The sequence below is a fragment of the Geobacillus sp. CX412 genome (assembly GCF_027942335.1).
Lineage (GTDB): Bacteria > Bacillota > Bacilli > Bacillales > Anoxybacillaceae > Parageobacillus_B > Parageobacillus_B toebii.
Window position 1 is genome coordinate 452,861 of the sequence record NZ_CP103461.1, and the last position, 17,892, is coordinate 470,752.

Genomic DNA, 17,892 nt, shown 5'->3' on the forward strand with positions numbered 1-17,892 from the left:
AACAAAATAGACGAATTGATAAGCAAATAACCGTCACCGTTGGACCAGATCAACAGTATGTCGATTGCGACGGTGAGGCTGGTTGGGGTCGAAAGCAACGGTGCTATGCCGTTGCTTTTCTTCTTTATTTTGCAAAAACGACTATAGTCTCGTTTCCTTTCCTTATCCATGTGGAAACCATCGTATTGTTTTTCCATATAATAAATGAATGACATTTTCAACTAATCAGGTGATAATAATGATAGAAATCGAAAAAGTGATTATTGTGGAAGGGCGTTCCGACAAACAAAAAATTGAAAACATTATTAATGAACCAGTTGAAATTATTTGTACAAACGGGACGATTAGTGATGCCAGACTGGAAGAGCTGATTGAGGAGCTCTATTATAAAGAAGTGTATATATTAGTGGATGCCGATGAAGCGGGGGAAAAATTACGAAAACAGTTTCGCCGTGAATTTCCTGAAGCGGAACATATATATATTGACCGAATGTACCGTGAAGTGGCTGCAGCGCCGAATTGGCATATTGCCCAAGTATTATTACGCGCGAACTTTGATGTCCATTACGATTATTTATTAAAAAGGTGAAAGCAGCAATGAAAAAAGTAGAGTTACCAGAAATAGATGACATTATTAATAAAAAAGATATGGCTTGTCTTTATGTATATACACCGATGTGCGGCACTTGCCAGCTTGCGGAGCGGATGCTCCGGGTTGTCGAGGAACTATTTCCGCATATTCCATTTTACAAGACCGATATTAATTATATGCCAGATCGTGCGGTTGCATGGAAAATTGAAAGCGTTCCATGCCTTCTTTTATTTGATCGCGGCAATATTGTAAAAAAATTATACGCGTTTCATTCTGTACCGTATTTATACGAAACAATAAAGGAAATGTTGCCTCAGAATTAGAAAAATGAACAGATGTGGTTCATTCTCTCCTCCCCTTAAAGGTGACAGCGCAAGAACTAAAATAAACGGTGATTTGACTTCGTTTGACATATTTCTTGGGAAATGATGAGAATATTGCCTATTTTCCAGACGATTTGTCGAGATTTTTATAAAGGATTCTCCTTTTTTTTATGGAAATGAATGAAGTGACAGGATAATGGGGGAGGCGGGTATAAAATGGATATGTGTGAATTAGTAGGACAGCTTACAGAACGAATTCAAAAATTAAATCATTTATCACCGATTTTACCAGAAGAAGAGTTATACGTTCAGTTTGAATGTGAAACAGAAACAGCGGTTGTTGCGATTTCTAAATATAAAATCGGTCAAAAGGAAAAGATAGATGAACGTCGGCTAGTGACCATTCGAGGATCGAAAGAGGCGCTGGAATCATTGATAAATGGAAGGTTAAAATTACAACAACAAATTCGGCTTCGAGAAGTGCACATTTCTGGAAGTTTCCGTCATATGTTGCTTCTGGAGTCTCTGTTTCATTTGTCAAAACCGTATCGCTATGTTTGCTAAATACTATATTTCTTTATTTTTAATTTTTATAAAAAAATGAATTGACAATTAGGAGGAATAATAGTATTATTCAGAAAAAATGGTATATATCATTCTTATCAAGAGAGGTGGAGGGACTGGCCCAATGAAGCCCGGCAACCGGTTGTTTCAACACGGTGCTAATTCCAGCAGAGCGAATTGCTCTGAGAGATAAGAAGAGTGCATCCCCCTCTCTTCTTAGAAGAAGAGGGGTTTTATTATAAAAGGTAAAGGGGGAGAGAGTTTCAATGAGTGAAAAACAATACCGTTTCGAAACAGTAGCCATTCATGGCGGATTAAAGCCTGATCCTGCCACTGGAGCGCGTGCGGTTCCTATTTATCAATCGAACGCCTATTTATTTGCCAATACGGATCATGCCGCGAACCTTTTTGGTCTAAAAGAAGAAGGATATATTTATACACGCATCCACAATCCGACGGTTACCGTATTGGAAGAAAGGGTGGCACAGCTGGAAGGTGGAGTGGGCAGTCTTGCTCTCGCTAGCGGAATGGCCGCCATTACACTGGCCATTTTGAATATCGCCGGAGCTGGGGATGAAATTGTATCGGCATCTACGTTATATGGCGGTACATATAATTTGTTCGTCAATACATTGCCGAAATACGGAATTAAAACCCACTTTGTCGATCCGTCTAATCCGGAAAATTTCCGAGCAGCGATTACACCAAAAACGAAAGCAATTTTCGCCGAAACGATTGGCAACCCTAGTTTGCACATATTAGATATTGAGGCGGTGGCGCAAATCGCTCGTGAAGCGGGAATTCCGCTCATTATCGACAACACATTCGCCACTCCTTATTTGTGCAGACCAATTGAACATGGGGCGAATATCGTGATCCATTCCGCCACAAAATGGCTTGTTGGGAATGGGACGACCTTAGGCGGCATCATTGTTGATGGTGGTAATTTTGACTGGAATTCGCCAAAGTTTCCAGGATTTATTACTCCTGATCCAAGCTATCACAACCTTGTGTATGCTGAGGCGTTTGGACCTGCTGCATACATTGTCAAAGCTCGCGTGCAGCTGCTTCGCGATTTAGGTCCAGCGATTAGCCCATTTAATGCCTTTCAAATTCAGCTTGGTCTTGAAACATTGCATGTACGTATGAAAGAACATATTGCGAATACAAGAAAAATCGTCGAGTATTTAGATCGTCATCCAGCAATAGAGTGGGTGCTTTATCCAGAACATGACAGTCATCCAGCAAAAGAACTAGCGAAAAAATATTTGCCAAAAGGAGCGGGTTCCATCGTTGTATTTGGCGTAAAAGGCGGCAGAGAGGCAGGAGCGAAATTGATCAACAGTGTAAAATTATGGTCGCATGTTGCCAACGTTGGCGATGCGAAAAGTTTAATTATCCATCCTGCAAGCACCACACATCAACAGCTAAACGAAGAAGAACTAAAATCATCTGGAGTGACAGAAGATTTAGTTCGTCTATCTGTCGGCATCGAAAATATCGATGACTTAATCGAAGATTTAGAACAGGCAATTGCGGCTGCTACCGGAATTACATCTGATGTTTCCGTCTCATAATCACAAGAAATGATAATCATGCCATTTTCCATAATGACCATAACATTTCCATTGACACTATTCGACATATAGTGATAAAATCACATTCGTAATTATTGAGAGATTTTAATTGAATAAAGTGTTTTTTGTGCTCTTATCAAGAGAGGTGGAGGGATGTGCCCAATGAAGCCCGGCAACCGTCAGCGTACTCGCTGAAATGGTGCCAATTCACACAAAGCGTCTGCTTTGAGAGATAAGAGACAGAACGGTAATCATTGCCTTTCTGTTCTCTTGAGCAGAAAGGCTTTCTTTTTGCGGCGAGCCGTCTTTTACATGAGGGAAGGTGGAAATGTGCATGATTACATTAGAAAACGTGACAAAAATATATGAAGCGGCCAATGGATCTGTAACAGCAGTGGATAATGTCTCTTTGCAAATTAAAGAAGGCGAAATTTTCGGAATCATCGGATATAGCGGGGCGGGAAAAAGTTCGTTAATCCGTCTCCTTAACGGATTGGAAAAACCGACCAAAGGGAAAGTCATTGTCGCTGGACGGGATATTGCTAATATTAAAGGAAAGGAATTGCGAAAGGCCCGTCAGGAAATCGGAATGATTTTTCAGCATTTTAATTTATTATGGTCAAGAACGGTTCGCGAAAACATTGCGTTTCCATTAGAAATTGCCGGTGTACCGAAAGAACAGCGGAAAAAACGAGTAGACGAGTTGATTCAGCTTGTAGGTTTGCAAGGAAGAGAAAACGCCTATCCGTCACAGCTTAGCGGCGGGCAAAAGCAGCGCGTCGGCATCGCGCGCGCTTTGGCGAACAATCCAAAAGTGTTATTGTGCGATGAGGCGACATCCGCGCTAGACCCGCAGACAACCGATTCCATTTTGGAACTTTTGGTGGATATTAATAAGCGTTTAGGATTGACAATTGTATTAATTACCCATGAAATGCACGTGATTCGTAAAATTTGCAACCGCGTCGCAGTGATGGAAAACGGAAAAATTGTCGAACAAGGCGAAGTGCTGCAAGTGTTCCGGCGGCCAAAACAAGAGATTACGAAACGGTTTGTACAGCAGGTCATCGAACCGGAGGAAACGAAAGAAACGATTGCGCATTTACTCGATAAATATCCAAAAGGAACGGTTTTTCAATTGACGTTTGTTGGAGAGGTTACGGAACAGCCGCTGATTGCTAACGTTGTTCGCCAATTTCAAGTTGATGCGAATATTCTTCAAGGAAAAATTTCGCAAACCCACCAAGGCGCTTACGGTGTGCTGTTTGTTCATATGGATGGAGAGAAAGAGGAAGTGGCCCGCGCGATCGATTATATTCGAAAGCAGCAAGTGGCGGTGGAGGTGATTACGGATGCTCGCTAACCTCTTACCAAATGTAGAGTGGGATATGATTTGGGCAGCGACCGTTGAAACGCTTTATATGACAGGAATTTCTGTCGTTGCAACATTTATATTAGGAACGATTCTTGGACTGCTTTTATTTTTAACGTCAAAGGGCAACTTATGGGAAAACCGCCTGGCGAATATGATCATCGCCGCTATCGTTAACATTTTTCGTTCCATCCCATTTATCATATTAATTATTTTGTTAATCCCGTTTACAAAATTCGTTGTCGGAACGATTCTTGGCGCAAATGCGGCATTGCCAGCACTCATTATTGGAGCGGCGCCATTTTACGCGAGAATGGTGGAAATTGCGCTTCGCGAAATTGATAAAGGTGTCATCGAAGCGGCCAAAGCGATGGGAGCGACAACGGCCACGATTATTTGGAAAGTGCTTCTCCCAGAGTCATTGCCTGCTCTTGTATCTGGAATTACCGTCACTGCAATTGCTTTAGTTGGATATACAGCGATGGCAGGGGTCGTTGGCGCCGGCGGCCTTGGCAACTTAGCGTATCTTGAAGGATTTCAGCGCAGCCATAATGATGTGACGTTTGTCGCCACCGTTCTAGTTTTGGTGATTGTCTTTGTCATTCAGTTTATCGGTGACTTTGTCACTTCCAAAATAGATAAACGATAAAAGGGGGAAGATCAATATGAAAAAATGGATTAGTGCATTATTTGCCGTCGTTCTTGTGTTGGCTTTGGCAGCATGTGGAGGCAATAACAACGCTGATGGTGGCAAAAAAGAAGGGAAATTAACAAAATTAGTGGTTGGAGCTTCCAATGTTCCACATGCGGAAATTTTAGAAAAAGCACAACCGATTTTAAAAGAAAAAGGCATTGACTTAAAAATTGTTAAATTCCAAGATTATGTTTTACCAAACAAAGCGTTAGCAGATAAAGAAATTGATGCCAATTATTTCCAACATATTCCGTATTTAGAAGCACAGAAAAAAGAACACGGATATGACTTTGTCAACGCTGGCGGCATTCATATTGAGCCAATCGGTCTTTACTCGAAAAAATATAAAAGCCTCGAAGAATTGCCAGACGGTGCGACGATCATCATGAGCAACTCGGTTGCAGACCATGGTCGCATTTTATCGATGCTGCAAGAAAAAGGGTTAATTAAATTAAAAGAAGGTATCGATAAAACAAAAGCTACGGTCAAAGACATTGTGGAAAATCCAAAACATTTAAAATTTGAAGCAGATGTGGAAGCAGGATTGCTGCCACAAATTTATAAAAACGGCGAAGGCGATGCTGTGCTCATCAACGCCAACTATGCGCTTGACGCGGGATTAGATCCTGCGAAGGATCCAATTGCTGTTGAGTCGCCGAAAGATAACCCATATGTCAATATTATCGCTGTACGCAAAGGCGATGAAAACCGCAAAGAAATTAAAACGCTTGTCGAAGTGTTACAGTCGAAAGAAATTCAAGACTTTATTAAAGAAAAATATAAAGGTGCTGTCATTCCAGCAGCGCAATAAAATAACGGAAGCGGTCCGCTTCCGTTATTTTTATAAAACAATCTTGATCAAAATATTTTTCACTATGAACATAGTGATATTCTCTTCAAAAGGTTGCTAATACTTTTCATTTGTTATAAGATTGTAATGAGAATAAAATGAGAATGGAAAGACAAGCAAGTCAATGATATACACAATTTTTAGTGAAAATTGGAGGTATTCTTCATGGCAGTGTTAACAATTAAAGATCTTCACGTATCCGTTGAAGGAAAAGAAATTTTAAAAGGTGTGAATTTAGAAGTAAAAGGCGGAGAAATTCACGCGATTATGGGTCCGAACGGAACGGGAAAATCAACGTTATCGTCGGCGATTATGGGACATCCAAAATATGAAGTAACAAAAGGAAGCATTACATTAGACGGGCAAAACGTGTTGGAGATGGAAGTGGATGAACGTGCACGCGCCGGTTTATTTTTGGCGATGCAATATCCAAGCGAAATTAGCGGCATAACGAATGCGGATTTTCTTCGTGCCGCCATTAACGCTCGTCTTGGCGAAGGAAATGAAATTTCTTTAATGAAATTTATCCGCAAACTTGACGAAAAAATGGAATTTCTCGAAATGAATCCAGATATGGCGCATCGCTATCTAAATGAAGGATTCTCCGGCGGAGAGAAAAAACGCAACGAAATTCTTCAATTAATGATGCTTGAACCGAAAATCGCGATTTTGGACGAGATCGACTCCGGTCTTGATATTGATGCATTAAAAATTGTTTCAAAAGGAATTAATGAAATGCGCAGCAGCGAATTCGGCTGTTTGATCATTACGCACTATCAGCGTTTACTAAACTACATCACACCGGATTATGTGCATGTCATGATGCAAGGGCGTATCGTAAAATCCGGTGGTCCGGAGTTGGCACAACGTCTTGAAGCGGAAGGATACGATTGGATTAAAAAAGAACTTGGCATTGAAGATGAAACGGTTGAGCAAGAAGCGTAAGCGTTAGGAGGAGTATTATATTATGACGACAGGAACAAAAATACCATTCGACCAACAATATGTGCGCTCATTTTCCAGCGGACGCGGCGAACCGGACTGGCTTTTACAGCTTCGCTTACAAGCTCTTGCTAAAGCAGAAGAGTTGCCGCTGCCAAAGCCGGATAAAACAAAAATTGACAAATGGAATTTCACACAATTTGCTAATCATGTAGTGGAAAGCGCGCCGTTTGCTTCATTAGATGAATTGCCTGAAGCAGTAAAGGCGCTTATTGAAGCAGGAGAGGGAACGAAAAACTTATATGTCCAACGCGATCATACACCAGCATATTTATCTCTATCGGATGAGTTGAAAGCAAAAGGCGTCATTTTCACTGATATTTTCACAGCAGCACGTGAGCATGGGGATTTGTTGCAAAAATATTTGATGAAAGATGGCGTGAAAATTGACGAGCATCGTTTAACGGCGTTGCATGCTGCGCTACTTAACGGCGGTGTGTTCGTATATGTGCCGAAAAATGTTGTAGTGGATGTTCCGCTTCAAGCTGTTTATATTCAAGAAAATGATGATATCGCATTATTTAATCATGTCATCGTTGTAGCGGAAGATAATAGCCGGGTTGTTTATGTGGAAAACTATATTTCCGTAAAAGAAACTAGCAAAGCAGTTGTCAATATTGTCGCCGAAGTGTTTGCCAACACGAATGCCCGTGTGTTTTTTGCTGCGGTGGATAACTTGGCAAAAGGTATTACAACCTATGTAAACCGCCGCGGTATCGCTGCCCGTGATGGCCGCATTGAGTGGGCGCTCGGTTTAATGAACAATGGAGATACAGTTTCTGAAAACATTACCCGCTTAATAGGTGACGGTTCTTTCGGCGATACGAAAACGGTCGTTGTCGGTCGAGGAGAGCAAGTACAAAACTTTACGACAAGCGTTGTTCATTATGGTAAACATACGGAAGGCTACATTTTAAAACACGGTGTTGTGAGAGACAGCGCGACTTCGATTTTTAATGGAATTGGAAAAATTGAACATGGTGCTTCCAAATCGAACGCGCAGCAAGAATCGCGTGTTCTAATGCTAAGCGAAAAAGCGCGTGGAGATGCGAACCCTATTTTATTAATTGACGAAGACGATGTAATGGCAGGACATGCTGCATCGGTCGGCCGCGTTGATCCTACGCAGCTATATTATTTAATGAGCCGCGGTATTCCGAAACATGAGGCAGAACGTCTTATCATTCATGGATTTTTAGCTCCTGTTGTAGAGGCTATTCCGATTGAAAGTGTGAAAAAACAACTTATTGAAGTAATCGAAAGGAAAGTGCAGTCATGAATACGAAAGAGGTTCGGCAGCTGTTTCCGATTTTGGACCAAGAAGTAAACGGGAAGCCGCTTATATATCTTGACAACGCTGCGACATCACAGAAACCTCTTCCCGTCATTGAAGCGATTGATCACTATTATCGCCAGTACAATTCAAATGTCCATCGCGGCGTGCATACGCTTGGTACGAAAGCGACGGACGCATATGAAGGAGCACGTGAAAAGGTACGACGGTTTATTAATGCGAAGTCCACACAAGAAATCATTTTTACAAGAGGAACGACAACGGCGTTAAATATGGTTGCAGCGAGCTATGGCCGCGCTAATTTACAAGAAGGCGATGAAATTGTCATCACGTACATGGAGCACCATAGCAATATTATTCCATGGCAGCAAGTCGCTAAACATACGGGAGCCACATTAAAGTATATTCCGCTTCAGCCAGATGGAACGATCGACCTAAAAGATGTAGAAGCGACGGTCACATCCAATACAAAAATTGTCGCTATTGTACATGTTTCCAACGTTTTAGGAACGATTAACCCAGTAAAAGAAATTGCAAAAATCGCCCACAAACATGGCGCTGTCATCGTAGTGGACGCCGCGCAGAGCGCTCCTCATATGAAAATCGATGTTCAAGATCTAGATTGTGATTTTTTGGCGTTTTCTGGGCATAAAATGTGCGGTCCGACAGGAATTGGCGTATTATATGGTAAAAGGGAATTATTAGAGAAGATGGAACCGGTAGAGTTTGGCGGCGAAATGATTGATTTCGTCGGCCTGTACGAATCGACATGGAAAGAGCTTCCGTGGAAATTCGAGGGCGGTACTCCAATTATTGCGGGAGCCATCGGTTTAGGAGCGGCAATCGACTTCCTTGAAGAAATCGGATTAGATAATATCGCTGCACATGAGCAGGAACTTGCCCAGTACGCTTTAGAACAGTTGTCCGCGATAGAAGGGATCACGATTTATGGTCCAAAACATCGCGGAGGATTAGTGACGTTTAACATAGAAGGAGTTCATCCGCATGATGTGGCAACCGTCCTTGACGCGGAAGGGATCGCCGTCCGCGCCGGTCACCATTGCGCCCAACCGTTAATGAAATGGTTAAACGTAACAGCTACAGCGCGTGCAAGTTTTTACCTCTATAATACAAAGGAAGAAATCGATCAACTCGTAGTCGCATTACAGAAAACAAAGGAGTATTTTGGTCATGTCTTCTAATAATCCTTTAGATCAGCTTTATCGACAAGTGATTATGGATCATTATAAAAATCCAAGAAATCGTGGTGTTTTAGAGGAAAACAGTGTAGATATTGATATGAATAATCCGACTTGTGGTGACCGTATTCATCTAACGATGAAAGTCGAAGACGGGAAAATTGTGGATGTGAAGTTTGAGGGAGAAGGCTGCTCCATTTCGATGTCATCAGCCTCGATGATGACGCAGGCGATCAAAGGAAAAACGGTGGAAGAAGCGTTGAAGCTAGCCAATATATTTTCCGATATGATGCAGGGGAAAGAACATGATGACTCTGTTGATTTAGGTGATATTGTGGCACTTCAAGGCGTTTCGAAGTTTCCGGCCCGTATTAAATGTGCGACATTGGCATGGAAAGCAATGGAAAAAGGGTTACACCAGCGTCATTAATGGCAAGAAGAAAAAAGGAGGGTGAAACCGCATGGCGAAAAAAGCGCCAGAAATCGGCGAATATAAGTATGGTTTCGTCGATAAAGACGTATCGGTATTCCGCGCAAAACGCGGGTTGACACGGGAAGTGGTCGAAGAAATTTCCCGCATGAAAAATGAGCCGCAATGGATGCTTGAATTCCGTTTAAAAGCGTTAGATATTTTCTACAGCAAACCAATGCCACAATGGGGTGGCGATTTATCGAGTTTAGATTTTGATGAAATTACGTACTACGTAAAACCGACGGAAAAATCGGGCCGTTCTTGGGATGAAGTACCGGAAGAAATTAAAGCGACATTTGATAAGCTCGGAATTCCTGAGGCGGAACAAAAATATTTAGCAGGAGTATCGGCACAGTACGAATCAGAAGTTGTTTACCATAATATGAAAGAAGATTTGGAGAAACTTGGTGTTATCTTTAAAGATACGGATTCTGCGTTGAAAGAAAACGAAGACCTTTTCCGTGAGTATTTTGCAAAAGTTGTGCCGCCTACGGACAATAAATTTGCTGCGTTAAACTCGGCGGTGTGGTCGGGCGGTTCGTTCATCTATGTGCCAAAAGGCGTGAAAGTAGAAACGCCGTTGCAGGCATATTTCCGCATTAACTCGGAAAACATGGGACAATTTGAACGCACGTTAATTATTGTTGATGAAGGGGCGCACGTTCATTACGTAGAAGGATGTACCGCGCCAATTTATACAACTGCTTCGCTTCATAGTGCCGTTGTTGAAATTATCGTCAAAAAAGATGCGTACTGCCGTTATACGACCATTCAAAACTGGTCGAACAACGTGTTTAACCTTGTAACGAAACGCGCGGTTTGTGAAGAAAACGCAACGATGGAATGGATCGACGGAAACATTGGTTCCAAATTAACGATGAAATATCCAGCAGTTGTTTTAAAAGGAGAAGGTGCACGCGGCTTGACATTATCGATTGCGCTTGCCGGAAAAGGACAGCATCAAGACGCTGGTGCAAAAATGATTCATCTTGCGCCAAACACATCATCGACCATCGTATCGAAGTCGATTTCTAAACAAGGCGGAAAAGTGACTTATCGCGGTATCGTTCACTTTGGCCGCAAAGCGTCAGGATCGCGTTCGAATATTGAATGCGATACGCTCATTATGGATAACCAATCTTCATCCGATACGATCCCGTATAATGAAATTTTAAATGACAACATTTCGCTCGAGCATGAAGCGAAAGTGTCAAAAGTATCCGAGGAGCAATTGTTCTATCTGATGAGCCGCGGTATCTCTGAACAAGAAGCGACAGAAATGATTGTCATGGGCTTTATCGAGCCATTTACAAGAGAGCTTCCAATGGAATATGCGGTGGAAATGAACCGGCTTATCAAATTCGAGATGGAAGGCTCGATCGGTTGATCGTTTTTTAAAAACCATCCATTTGCCTATGGTGAATGGATGGTTTTCACATTTTTGGTTGTACATACCTCTATTGTTCTCAAATTTTTTGCCATTGTGATATAGTTAAAATAAATGTAAGTGTTAAAGCAAAAAATAATCGGTCTTGACAATAAGCTTATGATGAAAATATGTTATATTATCCTGTTATTTCATTCTTATGAAAGGAGGGGAAATCATTGCTTGTGACCAGAGTGGAACAGCATTACATCAAACGAATGCATCCATTGTGGCAAATGTGCGATGAGTTATGTTTGAATAAATTAAACATTATTCATAGCCTGATGAAGCTAGGTGATACGTATGATTTATATCGGATTAACAGGTTGGGGAGATCACGATAGCTTATATCCTCCTGGTCTTGCAGCGAAAGATAAGCTGCAAGAATACGCCGCACATTTTCCCACTGTAGAAGTGGATTCGTATTTTTATGCGATTCAGCCGCGCCAAAATGTCGAGAAATGGATTCATGAAACACCGAATTCGTTCCGCTTTGTCGTGAAAGCGTACCAAGGAATGACGGGACATGAGCGGGGCCCGATTCCGTATTCGAGCAAGGAAGAGATGTTTGCTGCTTTTTTAGACTCGATTGAGCCGTTTATCCAGTCAGGAAAGCTAGCGATGGTGTTGTTTCAATTTCCGCCATGGTTTGATTGCCGCCGTGAGCATGTAATGTATTTGCGTTGGTGTAAGGCGCAAATGAAAGAAGTTCCGGTAGCGCTTGAGTTTCGCCATCGTTCATGGTTTTCCCCCCGCTTTTATGCGAAAACATTACAGTTTATGACAGAAGAAGGATGGATTCATAGCATTTGCGATGAGCCGCAAGCTGGGGAAGGTTCCATTCCGACCGTGTTATATCCTACAAATGCAGAAAAAACGCTCATTCGTTTGCATGGGCGTAATGTATATGGGTGGAATAAAGCGACAAGCGGAGAAAATTGGCGGGCCGTAAGATATTTATATCGGTATCGGGAAGACGAATTGCGCGAATGGGTGGCGCATATTAAAACATTAAAAACGAAGACAAAGGATATTTACGTATTGTTTAACAACAATTCCGGCGGGGATGCTGCGGATAATGCGAAGCAATTGATCCGTTTGCTTGGCATTGAATATACGGATTTAGCGCCGCGCCAGCTTGATTTATTTTAGTTATTGGAGATGAGAATATGGAGTATGTGCTGCTAGTCATTGTCGGCTTTTTAGCGGGAACGATTGGAAGTTTAGTCGGTTTAGGCGGCGGAGTGATCATCGTGCCATCTTTGCTGTTTTTAGGCGCTACACATTGGTTGCCGCATGTCACCCCGCAAGCGGCTGTCGGCACTTCGCTCGTCGTCATTATTTTTAACGGACTATCATCAACATTATCCTATATGAAAGAAAAAATGGTTGATTATCAAAGCGGCCTTTTATTTTTTATCGGAAGCGGCCCTGGAGCGATCATTGGCGCGTGGATGAATAATAAGTTGAGCCTTGAGCATTTTTCTTTCTATTTTGGGCTTTTTTTAATCGCTGTATCGTTTTTTTTATCTTTCAGCAAAAATTCTTCAGTACGTTCACAACGAAAAACATTTAAAATTACCCGCACTTACATAACGAATGAAGGGGAAACGGTGACATATGGATATAATCCGATCGTAGCTATTGTCATCTCTTTCATCGTTGGGTTTTTTGGGGGAATTTTTGGCATCGGCGGCGGTTCATTAATGGTGCCGGCGATGATGATTTTATTTTTCTTCCCGCCGCATGTTGCGGTAGCGACTTCCATGTTTATGATCTTTTTGTCGTCACTTGTCAGCTCGCTTACGCACATTTTTATGGGGAATGTGCAATGGCTATTTGCGCTTGCTTTAATTCCGGGTGTTTGGTTTGGAGCGAAAACAGGTGCTTTCATTAATAAACGGCTTCGCAGTAAAACAGTGGTCATCTTCTTGCGCCTAGTGCTTGTTCTTTTAGGAATCCGTCTTATTTACGAAAGCTTTTCATAAAGGGGGAGGCTCGTTGAAACGGACAGTATATGTATACCATACGAACGATGTGCATAGCCATTTTGAATATTGGCCGAAAATTTCCTATTTTTTATGTGAACAAAGACAAAAGCATGAAAAAAACAATGAAACGATGTTGTTGTTTGATATCGGGGATTTTATCGATCGTTTTCATCCGATTACAGAAGCGACAAGAGGGAAGGCAAATGTCGATTTGCTAAATGAGCTTCATTACGATGCGGTAACGATTGGCAATAATGAAGGAATTACTCTTGACCATAAGGAACTAGACACATTATACGAAAACGCCCGCTTTCCGGTACTTGTAGCCAATTTATTTAAGAAAGACGGTACACGCCCTTCTTGGGCGCATCCTTACTATATTATTCCTATTTCTGATACGTTTCGTGTTGGCGTGATTGGACTAACGGCTTATTTCGCTAAATCTTACGAGTTATTAGGATGGAAAGTGACGCCGCCTCTTGAGATGTTGGAAAACATTGCGGCAGAAGTGAAAAAACAAGCGGATCTTGTCATTTTATTATCGCATTTGGGAATTAACGAGGACGAAAAAATTGCTCAGACGATACCAGAAATTGATATTATCCTCGGAGGGCATACCCATCATTTATTTCCAGAGGGAAAAAGGATTAATCAAACATTATTGTGTGGAGCTGGGAAATATGGAAAGTTTATTGGAGTAGTGAAGTTAGAAATCGGGGAAAGTGATCATACATATAAAGCATTAGCTACCGTTGTGGATGTAAAAAGTCTGCCGGATTTGGAGAAAACGAAGCGCACCTTATCGTTATTAGAACAGCAAAGTTTAGCAACATTGGAAGCGGAACAAGTCGCAGAATTGAAAGAAGACTTGCCGTTACAATGGTTTTCGCCGTCTCCGTTTGCCGAATTGCTCGCTTCAGCACTTAAAGAATGGTGTAAAGCGGAAATCGGCATGGTAAATGCAGGTGTCCTGTTAGAGCCGCTTTACAAAGGAGTAGTAACAAAAAAAGATTTACACCGTATTTGTCCGCATCCGATCAACCCGTGTAAAGTGCAGCTTCGGGGCGCAGAATTAAAGGAAATTATTTTACAAGCAAATACAGAAAGAATGAAATACTTAGAATTTAAAGGATTTGGTTTTCGCGGCAAGGTGATGGGGCAAATGGTATATGATGGAATCGAACTGGAAACAGAAACGAGTAAAGATGGATCCGAACATATTCGCCACATTATGATTAACGGCAAGCCGTTAAATCCAGACCAACTATATGATGTGGCGACGATTGATATGTTTGCGATCGGACATTTTTATCCGCAAATCCGACGAGCTCCGAAAAAAGAATATTACATGCCGGAATTTTTACGGGATGTTTTGGCATGGAAATTAGCAAACCAAAAATAAGCACATTTCCTTCCCTATTTCATACATTAAAGTAGGGAAAGGAGCGTGACTTTATCATGATTAACGTAAATCCTATTATGATCGATCATTATCCGTTTATTGCCATTTCTATTCAACTGCCGAAGACGAATTTTCTTGCCGTAGCAAGTGAAAAAGGCTACATCATGTGTGGTGCATTAGATGTCGCGCTATTAAACGAGAAATTGCGCGACCGCGGAATTGTCGCTGGAAGGGCGGTCGGTGTCCGCACGATTGAACAACTGCTTGAAGCGCCTTTAGAATCGGTGACGGTGGCTGCCGAAGAGCTGGGAATTACGGTCGGTATGAAAGGAAAAGATGCTTTGTTGAAGATGCGGTAAAAAATTATATAACAATTTGCGTTATCTCCCTCCTTTCAAGCATACATATAGCTTGTAAAGGAGGGATTTTATTTTGCTTAGATTTCCCGCACGCTTTCCGAGAAGAGGCCCGCTTCCCTTTCGATATGTATTTTTATTGACATTTGTTTTCTTTATGTTTTCCACAGCTCTCAGTCTTTGGATTGTGAATAAAAGGATCGAACCAGTTTTAATGGAAATTGCTGAAAAGGAAACGAAACGAATTGCCAATTTAGTCATTAATAATGCAATTGAACAACAGTTTTTAAAAGACAATCCGGAAATGAGTGATTTAATTACAGTACAGAAAGATGAAAATGGCAAAATTGCTTCGGTGGATTTTAATACAGCCATTGTAAATCGAATTTTAGCAAATACGGACGACTATGTAATGCAAAGTTTAAAAGCGGCAACGGAAGGAAAGATTGAAGAACTCGAACTTTCTGGCGTCGAACCGGAAAACGGGAAAAATAGCGGAATTATTTATTATATTCCAATTGGCCAAGTCACCAATAATTCACTCCTTGGCAATCTCGGGCCGCATGTTCCTGTCCAATTTCAAATTATTGGTAATGTATTATCGGATGTAACAAAAGAAATTAAGCCGTTTGGGATTAATAACGTGTTAATTGAAGTGGATATTCACGTTTCCGTAGATATTCAAGTAGTAATCCCGTTTTCAGCAAAAGCTGCAACCGTCTCAACAAAAATTCCGATTGCGATGCATGTGATTCAAGGAGAGGTTCCGGAATTTTATAATAATGGCGGCAATGTCAATCCATCTTTTAAAGTGCCTTCTCATTAGCTTAACGTTTTTCGGTCGCCTGCCGGGTCGGTGAAGATTTTTTATATGTTCGCCGGCTCGGGTTACGGCGTAATAAGCATGTCATATCATGGGCGTCACTTATTTTATGTAAAGAAGAAAAAAAGTTTTGTAATATAGGACAAGTTGCCATTGTTTTTTCCTACATGGAAATAACAAACATAGAAGTCTAATATTGCTTTGACTTCTCGACTAATAGGAAGTATACTATACTTATAAAAGACAGATAAATCAGAAAATAAAAAATTATATTATTCTACAAAAAATGGGGGGGACTGTAAATGGAGAATCGACAGCAATGGGGAACGCGCGCAGGGTTTATTTTAGCAGCAGCTGGCTCTGCGATCGGGCTCGGAAACATTTGGCGTTTCCCTGGGGTCGCTTATGAAAATGGCGGCGGAGCATTCTTTTTCCCGTATTTATTCGCTTTGCTCACTGCAGGGATTCCGTTGTTAGTGATGGAATTTGCCATCGGTCATAAATACCGCGGTTCTGCGCCCCTATCGCTTTCCCGCATTCATAAAAACGCGGAGTGGATTGGCTGGTGGCAAGTGCTTATTTCGTTTGTTATTTCTACGTATTATTCCGTTATTATTGCATGGGCATTATCTTATACGGTATTTTCCTTTAATTTAAAGTGGGGAGAAGATACAGAAAGTTTTCTTTTTAAAAATTATTTGCATTTAGCGGATAAACCGGGTCAATTAGGAGGAATTTCGCTTAATGTACTTATTCCGCTGGTGATTGTCTGGATTGTTACGTTAGGTGTGCTCTATAAAGGCGTTAAAAAAGGAATTGAATTGGCAAACAAAATTTTCTTGCCAACGCTTGTTGTTCTTTTCCTTATCATCGTTATTCGCGCGGTTACGCTTGATGGGGCATTAGAAGGATTAAACGTGTTCTTTAAACCGGATTGGGACCAAATTATGAGCGGAAAAGTTTGGATTGCCGCGTATGGACAAATTTTCTTTAGCTTATCCATTGCTTTTGCTATTATGGTCACGTATGCCAGTTATCTTCCACAAAAATCAGATTTAACAAATAACGCGTTTATTACGGGATTTGCAAACTCTGGATTTGAATTGTTGGCTGGAATTGGAGTATTTAGTGCTCTTGGTTTTTTAGCGCAACAACAAGGGGTAGCGGTAGATGAAGTGGTAAGCAGCGGTGTCGGATTAGCATTTGTAGTGTTTCCGAAAATTATTAACGAGTTTCCGACGCTTAATGCCTTTTTCGGTGTTCTCTTTTTCTTATCGTTAACGCTTGCGGGACTAACATCTCTCATTTCGATTTGCGAAACGTATATTGCCGGGATTCAGGAAAAGTTTGGTGTTTCCCGTACGAAATCGGTATTGTTTGGAGGAGGAGTTGCGGCGTTATTATCTCTTTTCTTTGCGTCGCATGGCGGTTTATATTTGTTAGATGTCGTCGATTACTTTATTAACAACTTTGGCATTGCGTTGGCGGGACTTGTTGAGGTTGTTGTAATTGCTTGGGTTGTGCGCGAGCTTAATAACTTGCAAGAACATGCGAACAGCGTTTCCGATATTATGCTCGGTGCCTGGTGGAAAGTTTGCTTAAGCGTCATCACGCCGCTTGTGTTAGGATATATGATGGTGGATAACATTCGGACAAATATTAAAGAAAATTACTCAGGATACGAAACTTGGTTTGTTATGTCGTTCGGCTGGGTTGTCGCGCTTGCTGTCATTGCAATCGGAATCTTGCTTTCATTCAAGCAATGGCACGGTTCTACTGTCAGAGAAACGCACCAGACGGAAAGCAAGGGGGTTTAAGATAGATGGAAACAAGTGCGGTTGTCATGATGGTTGTTGGTATCGTCGTCATTTGGGGAGGTTTAGCGGCAAGCATTATTCATGCGGTGAGAAAAGCAAGACAAAACGGATAGTGGTATGTAGAGGAAAAGGAGGTCG

20 protein-coding genes and 2 riboswitches are annotated in these 17,892 nt (G+C 41.5%); all 20 genes read left to right on the top strand.

Annotated elements, in window-relative coordinates:
- Positions 1–26 precede the first annotated feature (26 nt).
- Positions 27–212 carry a YusG family protein gene (locus tag NXM86_RS02235; protein WP_233131630.1) on the top strand — a complete coding sequence of 62 codons (186 nt, stop codon included), beginning with the start codon at positions 27–29 and terminating at the stop codon, positions 210–212.
- A gap of 26 nt (positions 213–238) precedes the next feature.
- Positions 239–589, top strand: a complete 351-nt coding sequence (locus NXM86_RS02240; protein WP_062678344.1) for a toprim domain-containing protein — start codon at positions 239–241, stop codon at positions 587–589.
- Positions 590–597: 8 nt separating this feature from the next.
- The gene (locus tag NXM86_RS02245; protein ID WP_498958575.1) at positions 598–915 is read left to right on the top strand and encodes a thioredoxin family protein; all 318 of its coding nucleotides are present in this window, start codon (positions 598–600) and stop codon (positions 913–915) included.
- A gap of 216 nt (positions 916–1,131) precedes the next feature.
- Entirely contained in the window at positions 1,132–1,479 is a 348-nt protein-coding gene (locus tag NXM86_RS02250) for an SCP2 sterol-binding domain-containing protein (protein ID WP_015864997.1), read from the top strand.
- A 92-nt stretch (positions 1,480–1,571) separates the two neighbouring features.
- Positions 1,572–1,675, top strand: a riboswitch (SAM riboswitch).
- Between the two features lie 70 nt (positions 1,676–1,745).
- Entirely contained in the window at positions 1,746–3,056 is a 1,311-nt protein-coding gene (locus tag NXM86_RS02255) for an O-acetylhomoserine aminocarboxypropyltransferase/cysteine synthase family protein (RefSeq protein ID WP_089098070.1), read from the top strand.
- A 130-nt stretch (positions 3,057–3,186) separates the two neighbouring features.
- A riboswitch (SAM riboswitch) is annotated at positions 3,187–3,295 on the top strand.
- Positions 3,296–3,390: 95 nt separating this feature from the next.
- Positions 3,391–4,419, top strand: a complete 1,029-nt coding sequence (locus NXM86_RS02260) for a methionine ABC transporter ATP-binding protein (protein WP_498958577.1) — start codon at positions 3,391–3,393, stop codon at positions 4,417–4,419.
- Positions 4,409–5,077: a methionine ABC transporter permease gene (locus NXM86_RS02265; RefSeq protein WP_015864995.1), complete on the top strand. Its 669-nt coding sequence runs from the start codon at positions 4,409–4,411 to the stop codon at positions 5,075–5,077. Before NXM86_RS02260 ends, NXM86_RS02265 begins: the two co-directional genes overlap by 11 nt.
- Before the next feature lie 16 nt (positions 5,078–5,093).
- Positions 5,094–5,933, top strand: a complete 840-nt coding sequence (locus tag NXM86_RS02270; protein WP_097353808.1) for a MetQ/NlpA family ABC transporter substrate-binding protein — start codon at positions 5,094–5,096, stop codon at positions 5,931–5,933.
- A gap of 204 nt (positions 5,934–6,137) precedes the next feature.
- Positions 6,138–6,917 carry a Fe-S cluster assembly ATPase SufC gene (gene sufC, locus NXM86_RS02275; protein ID WP_062755801.1) on the top strand — a complete coding sequence of 260 codons (780 nt, stop codon included), beginning with the start codon at positions 6,138–6,140 and terminating at the stop codon, positions 6,915–6,917.
- Positions 6,918–6,939: 22 nt separating this feature from the next.
- Entirely contained in the window at positions 6,940–8,253 is a 1,314-nt protein-coding gene (gene sufD / locus NXM86_RS02280) for a Fe-S cluster assembly protein SufD (RefSeq protein ID WP_081189141.1), read from the top strand.
- Entirely contained in the window at positions 8,250–9,470 is a 1,221-nt protein-coding gene (locus NXM86_RS02285; RefSeq protein WP_062755805.1) for a cysteine desulfurase, read from the top strand. Before sufD ends, NXM86_RS02285 begins: the two co-directional genes overlap by 4 nt.
- On the top strand, positions 9,460–9,897 hold the full coding sequence (gene sufU, locus NXM86_RS02290; protein ID WP_498958578.1) for a Fe-S cluster assembly sulfur transfer protein SufU: 438 nt from the start codon (positions 9,460–9,462) through the stop codon (positions 9,895–9,897). Before NXM86_RS02285 ends, sufU begins: the two co-directional genes overlap by 11 nt.
- A 31-nt stretch (positions 9,898–9,928) precedes the next feature.
- Entirely contained in the window at positions 9,929–11,326 is a 1,398-nt protein-coding gene (sufB, locus tag NXM86_RS02295) for a Fe-S cluster assembly protein SufB (protein WP_498958579.1), read from the top strand.
- A 342-nt stretch (positions 11,327–11,668) separates the two neighbouring features.
- Complete coding sequence (locus NXM86_RS02300) at positions 11,669–12,517, top strand: DUF72 domain-containing protein (RefSeq protein ID WP_062678338.1); 849 nt, start codon at positions 11,669–11,671, stop codon at positions 12,515–12,517.
- A 17-nt stretch (positions 12,518–12,534) separates the two neighbouring features.
- On the top strand, positions 12,535–13,353 hold the full coding sequence (locus NXM86_RS02305; protein ID WP_498958580.1) for a sulfite exporter TauE/SafE family protein: 819 nt from the start codon (positions 12,535–12,537) through the stop codon (positions 13,351–13,353).
- 13 nt (positions 13,354–13,366) lie between these two features.
- On the top strand, positions 13,367–14,758 hold the full coding sequence (locus NXM86_RS02310) for a bifunctional metallophosphatase/5'-nucleotidase (protein WP_498958581.1): 1,392 nt from the start codon (positions 13,367–13,369) through the stop codon (positions 14,756–14,758).
- 56 nt (positions 14,759–14,814) lie between these two features.
- The gene (locus NXM86_RS02315) at positions 14,815–15,117 is read left to right on the top strand and encodes a YunC family protein (protein WP_062678335.1); all 303 of its coding nucleotides are present in this window, start codon (positions 14,815–14,817) and stop codon (positions 15,115–15,117) included.
- Between the two features lie 73 nt (positions 15,118–15,190).
- A complete protein-coding gene (gene yunB / locus NXM86_RS02320) occupies positions 15,191–15,940 on the top strand; it encodes a sporulation protein YunB (RefSeq protein WP_498958582.1) in 750 nt (249 codons plus the stop codon).
- Positions 15,941–16,239: 299 nt separating this feature from the next.
- Positions 16,240–17,754, top strand: coding sequence for a sodium-dependent transporter (locus NXM86_RS02325; protein WP_498958584.1), 1,515 nt, complete (start codon positions 16,240–16,242; stop codon positions 17,752–17,754).
- Between the two features lie 5 nt (positions 17,755–17,759).
- The gene (locus NXM86_RS02330) at positions 17,760–17,867 is read left to right on the top strand and encodes a methionine/alanine import family NSS transporter small subunit (RefSeq protein ID WP_015864979.1); all 108 of its coding nucleotides are present in this window, start codon (positions 17,760–17,762) and stop codon (positions 17,865–17,867) included.
- Positions 17,868–17,892 lie beyond the last annotated feature (25 nt).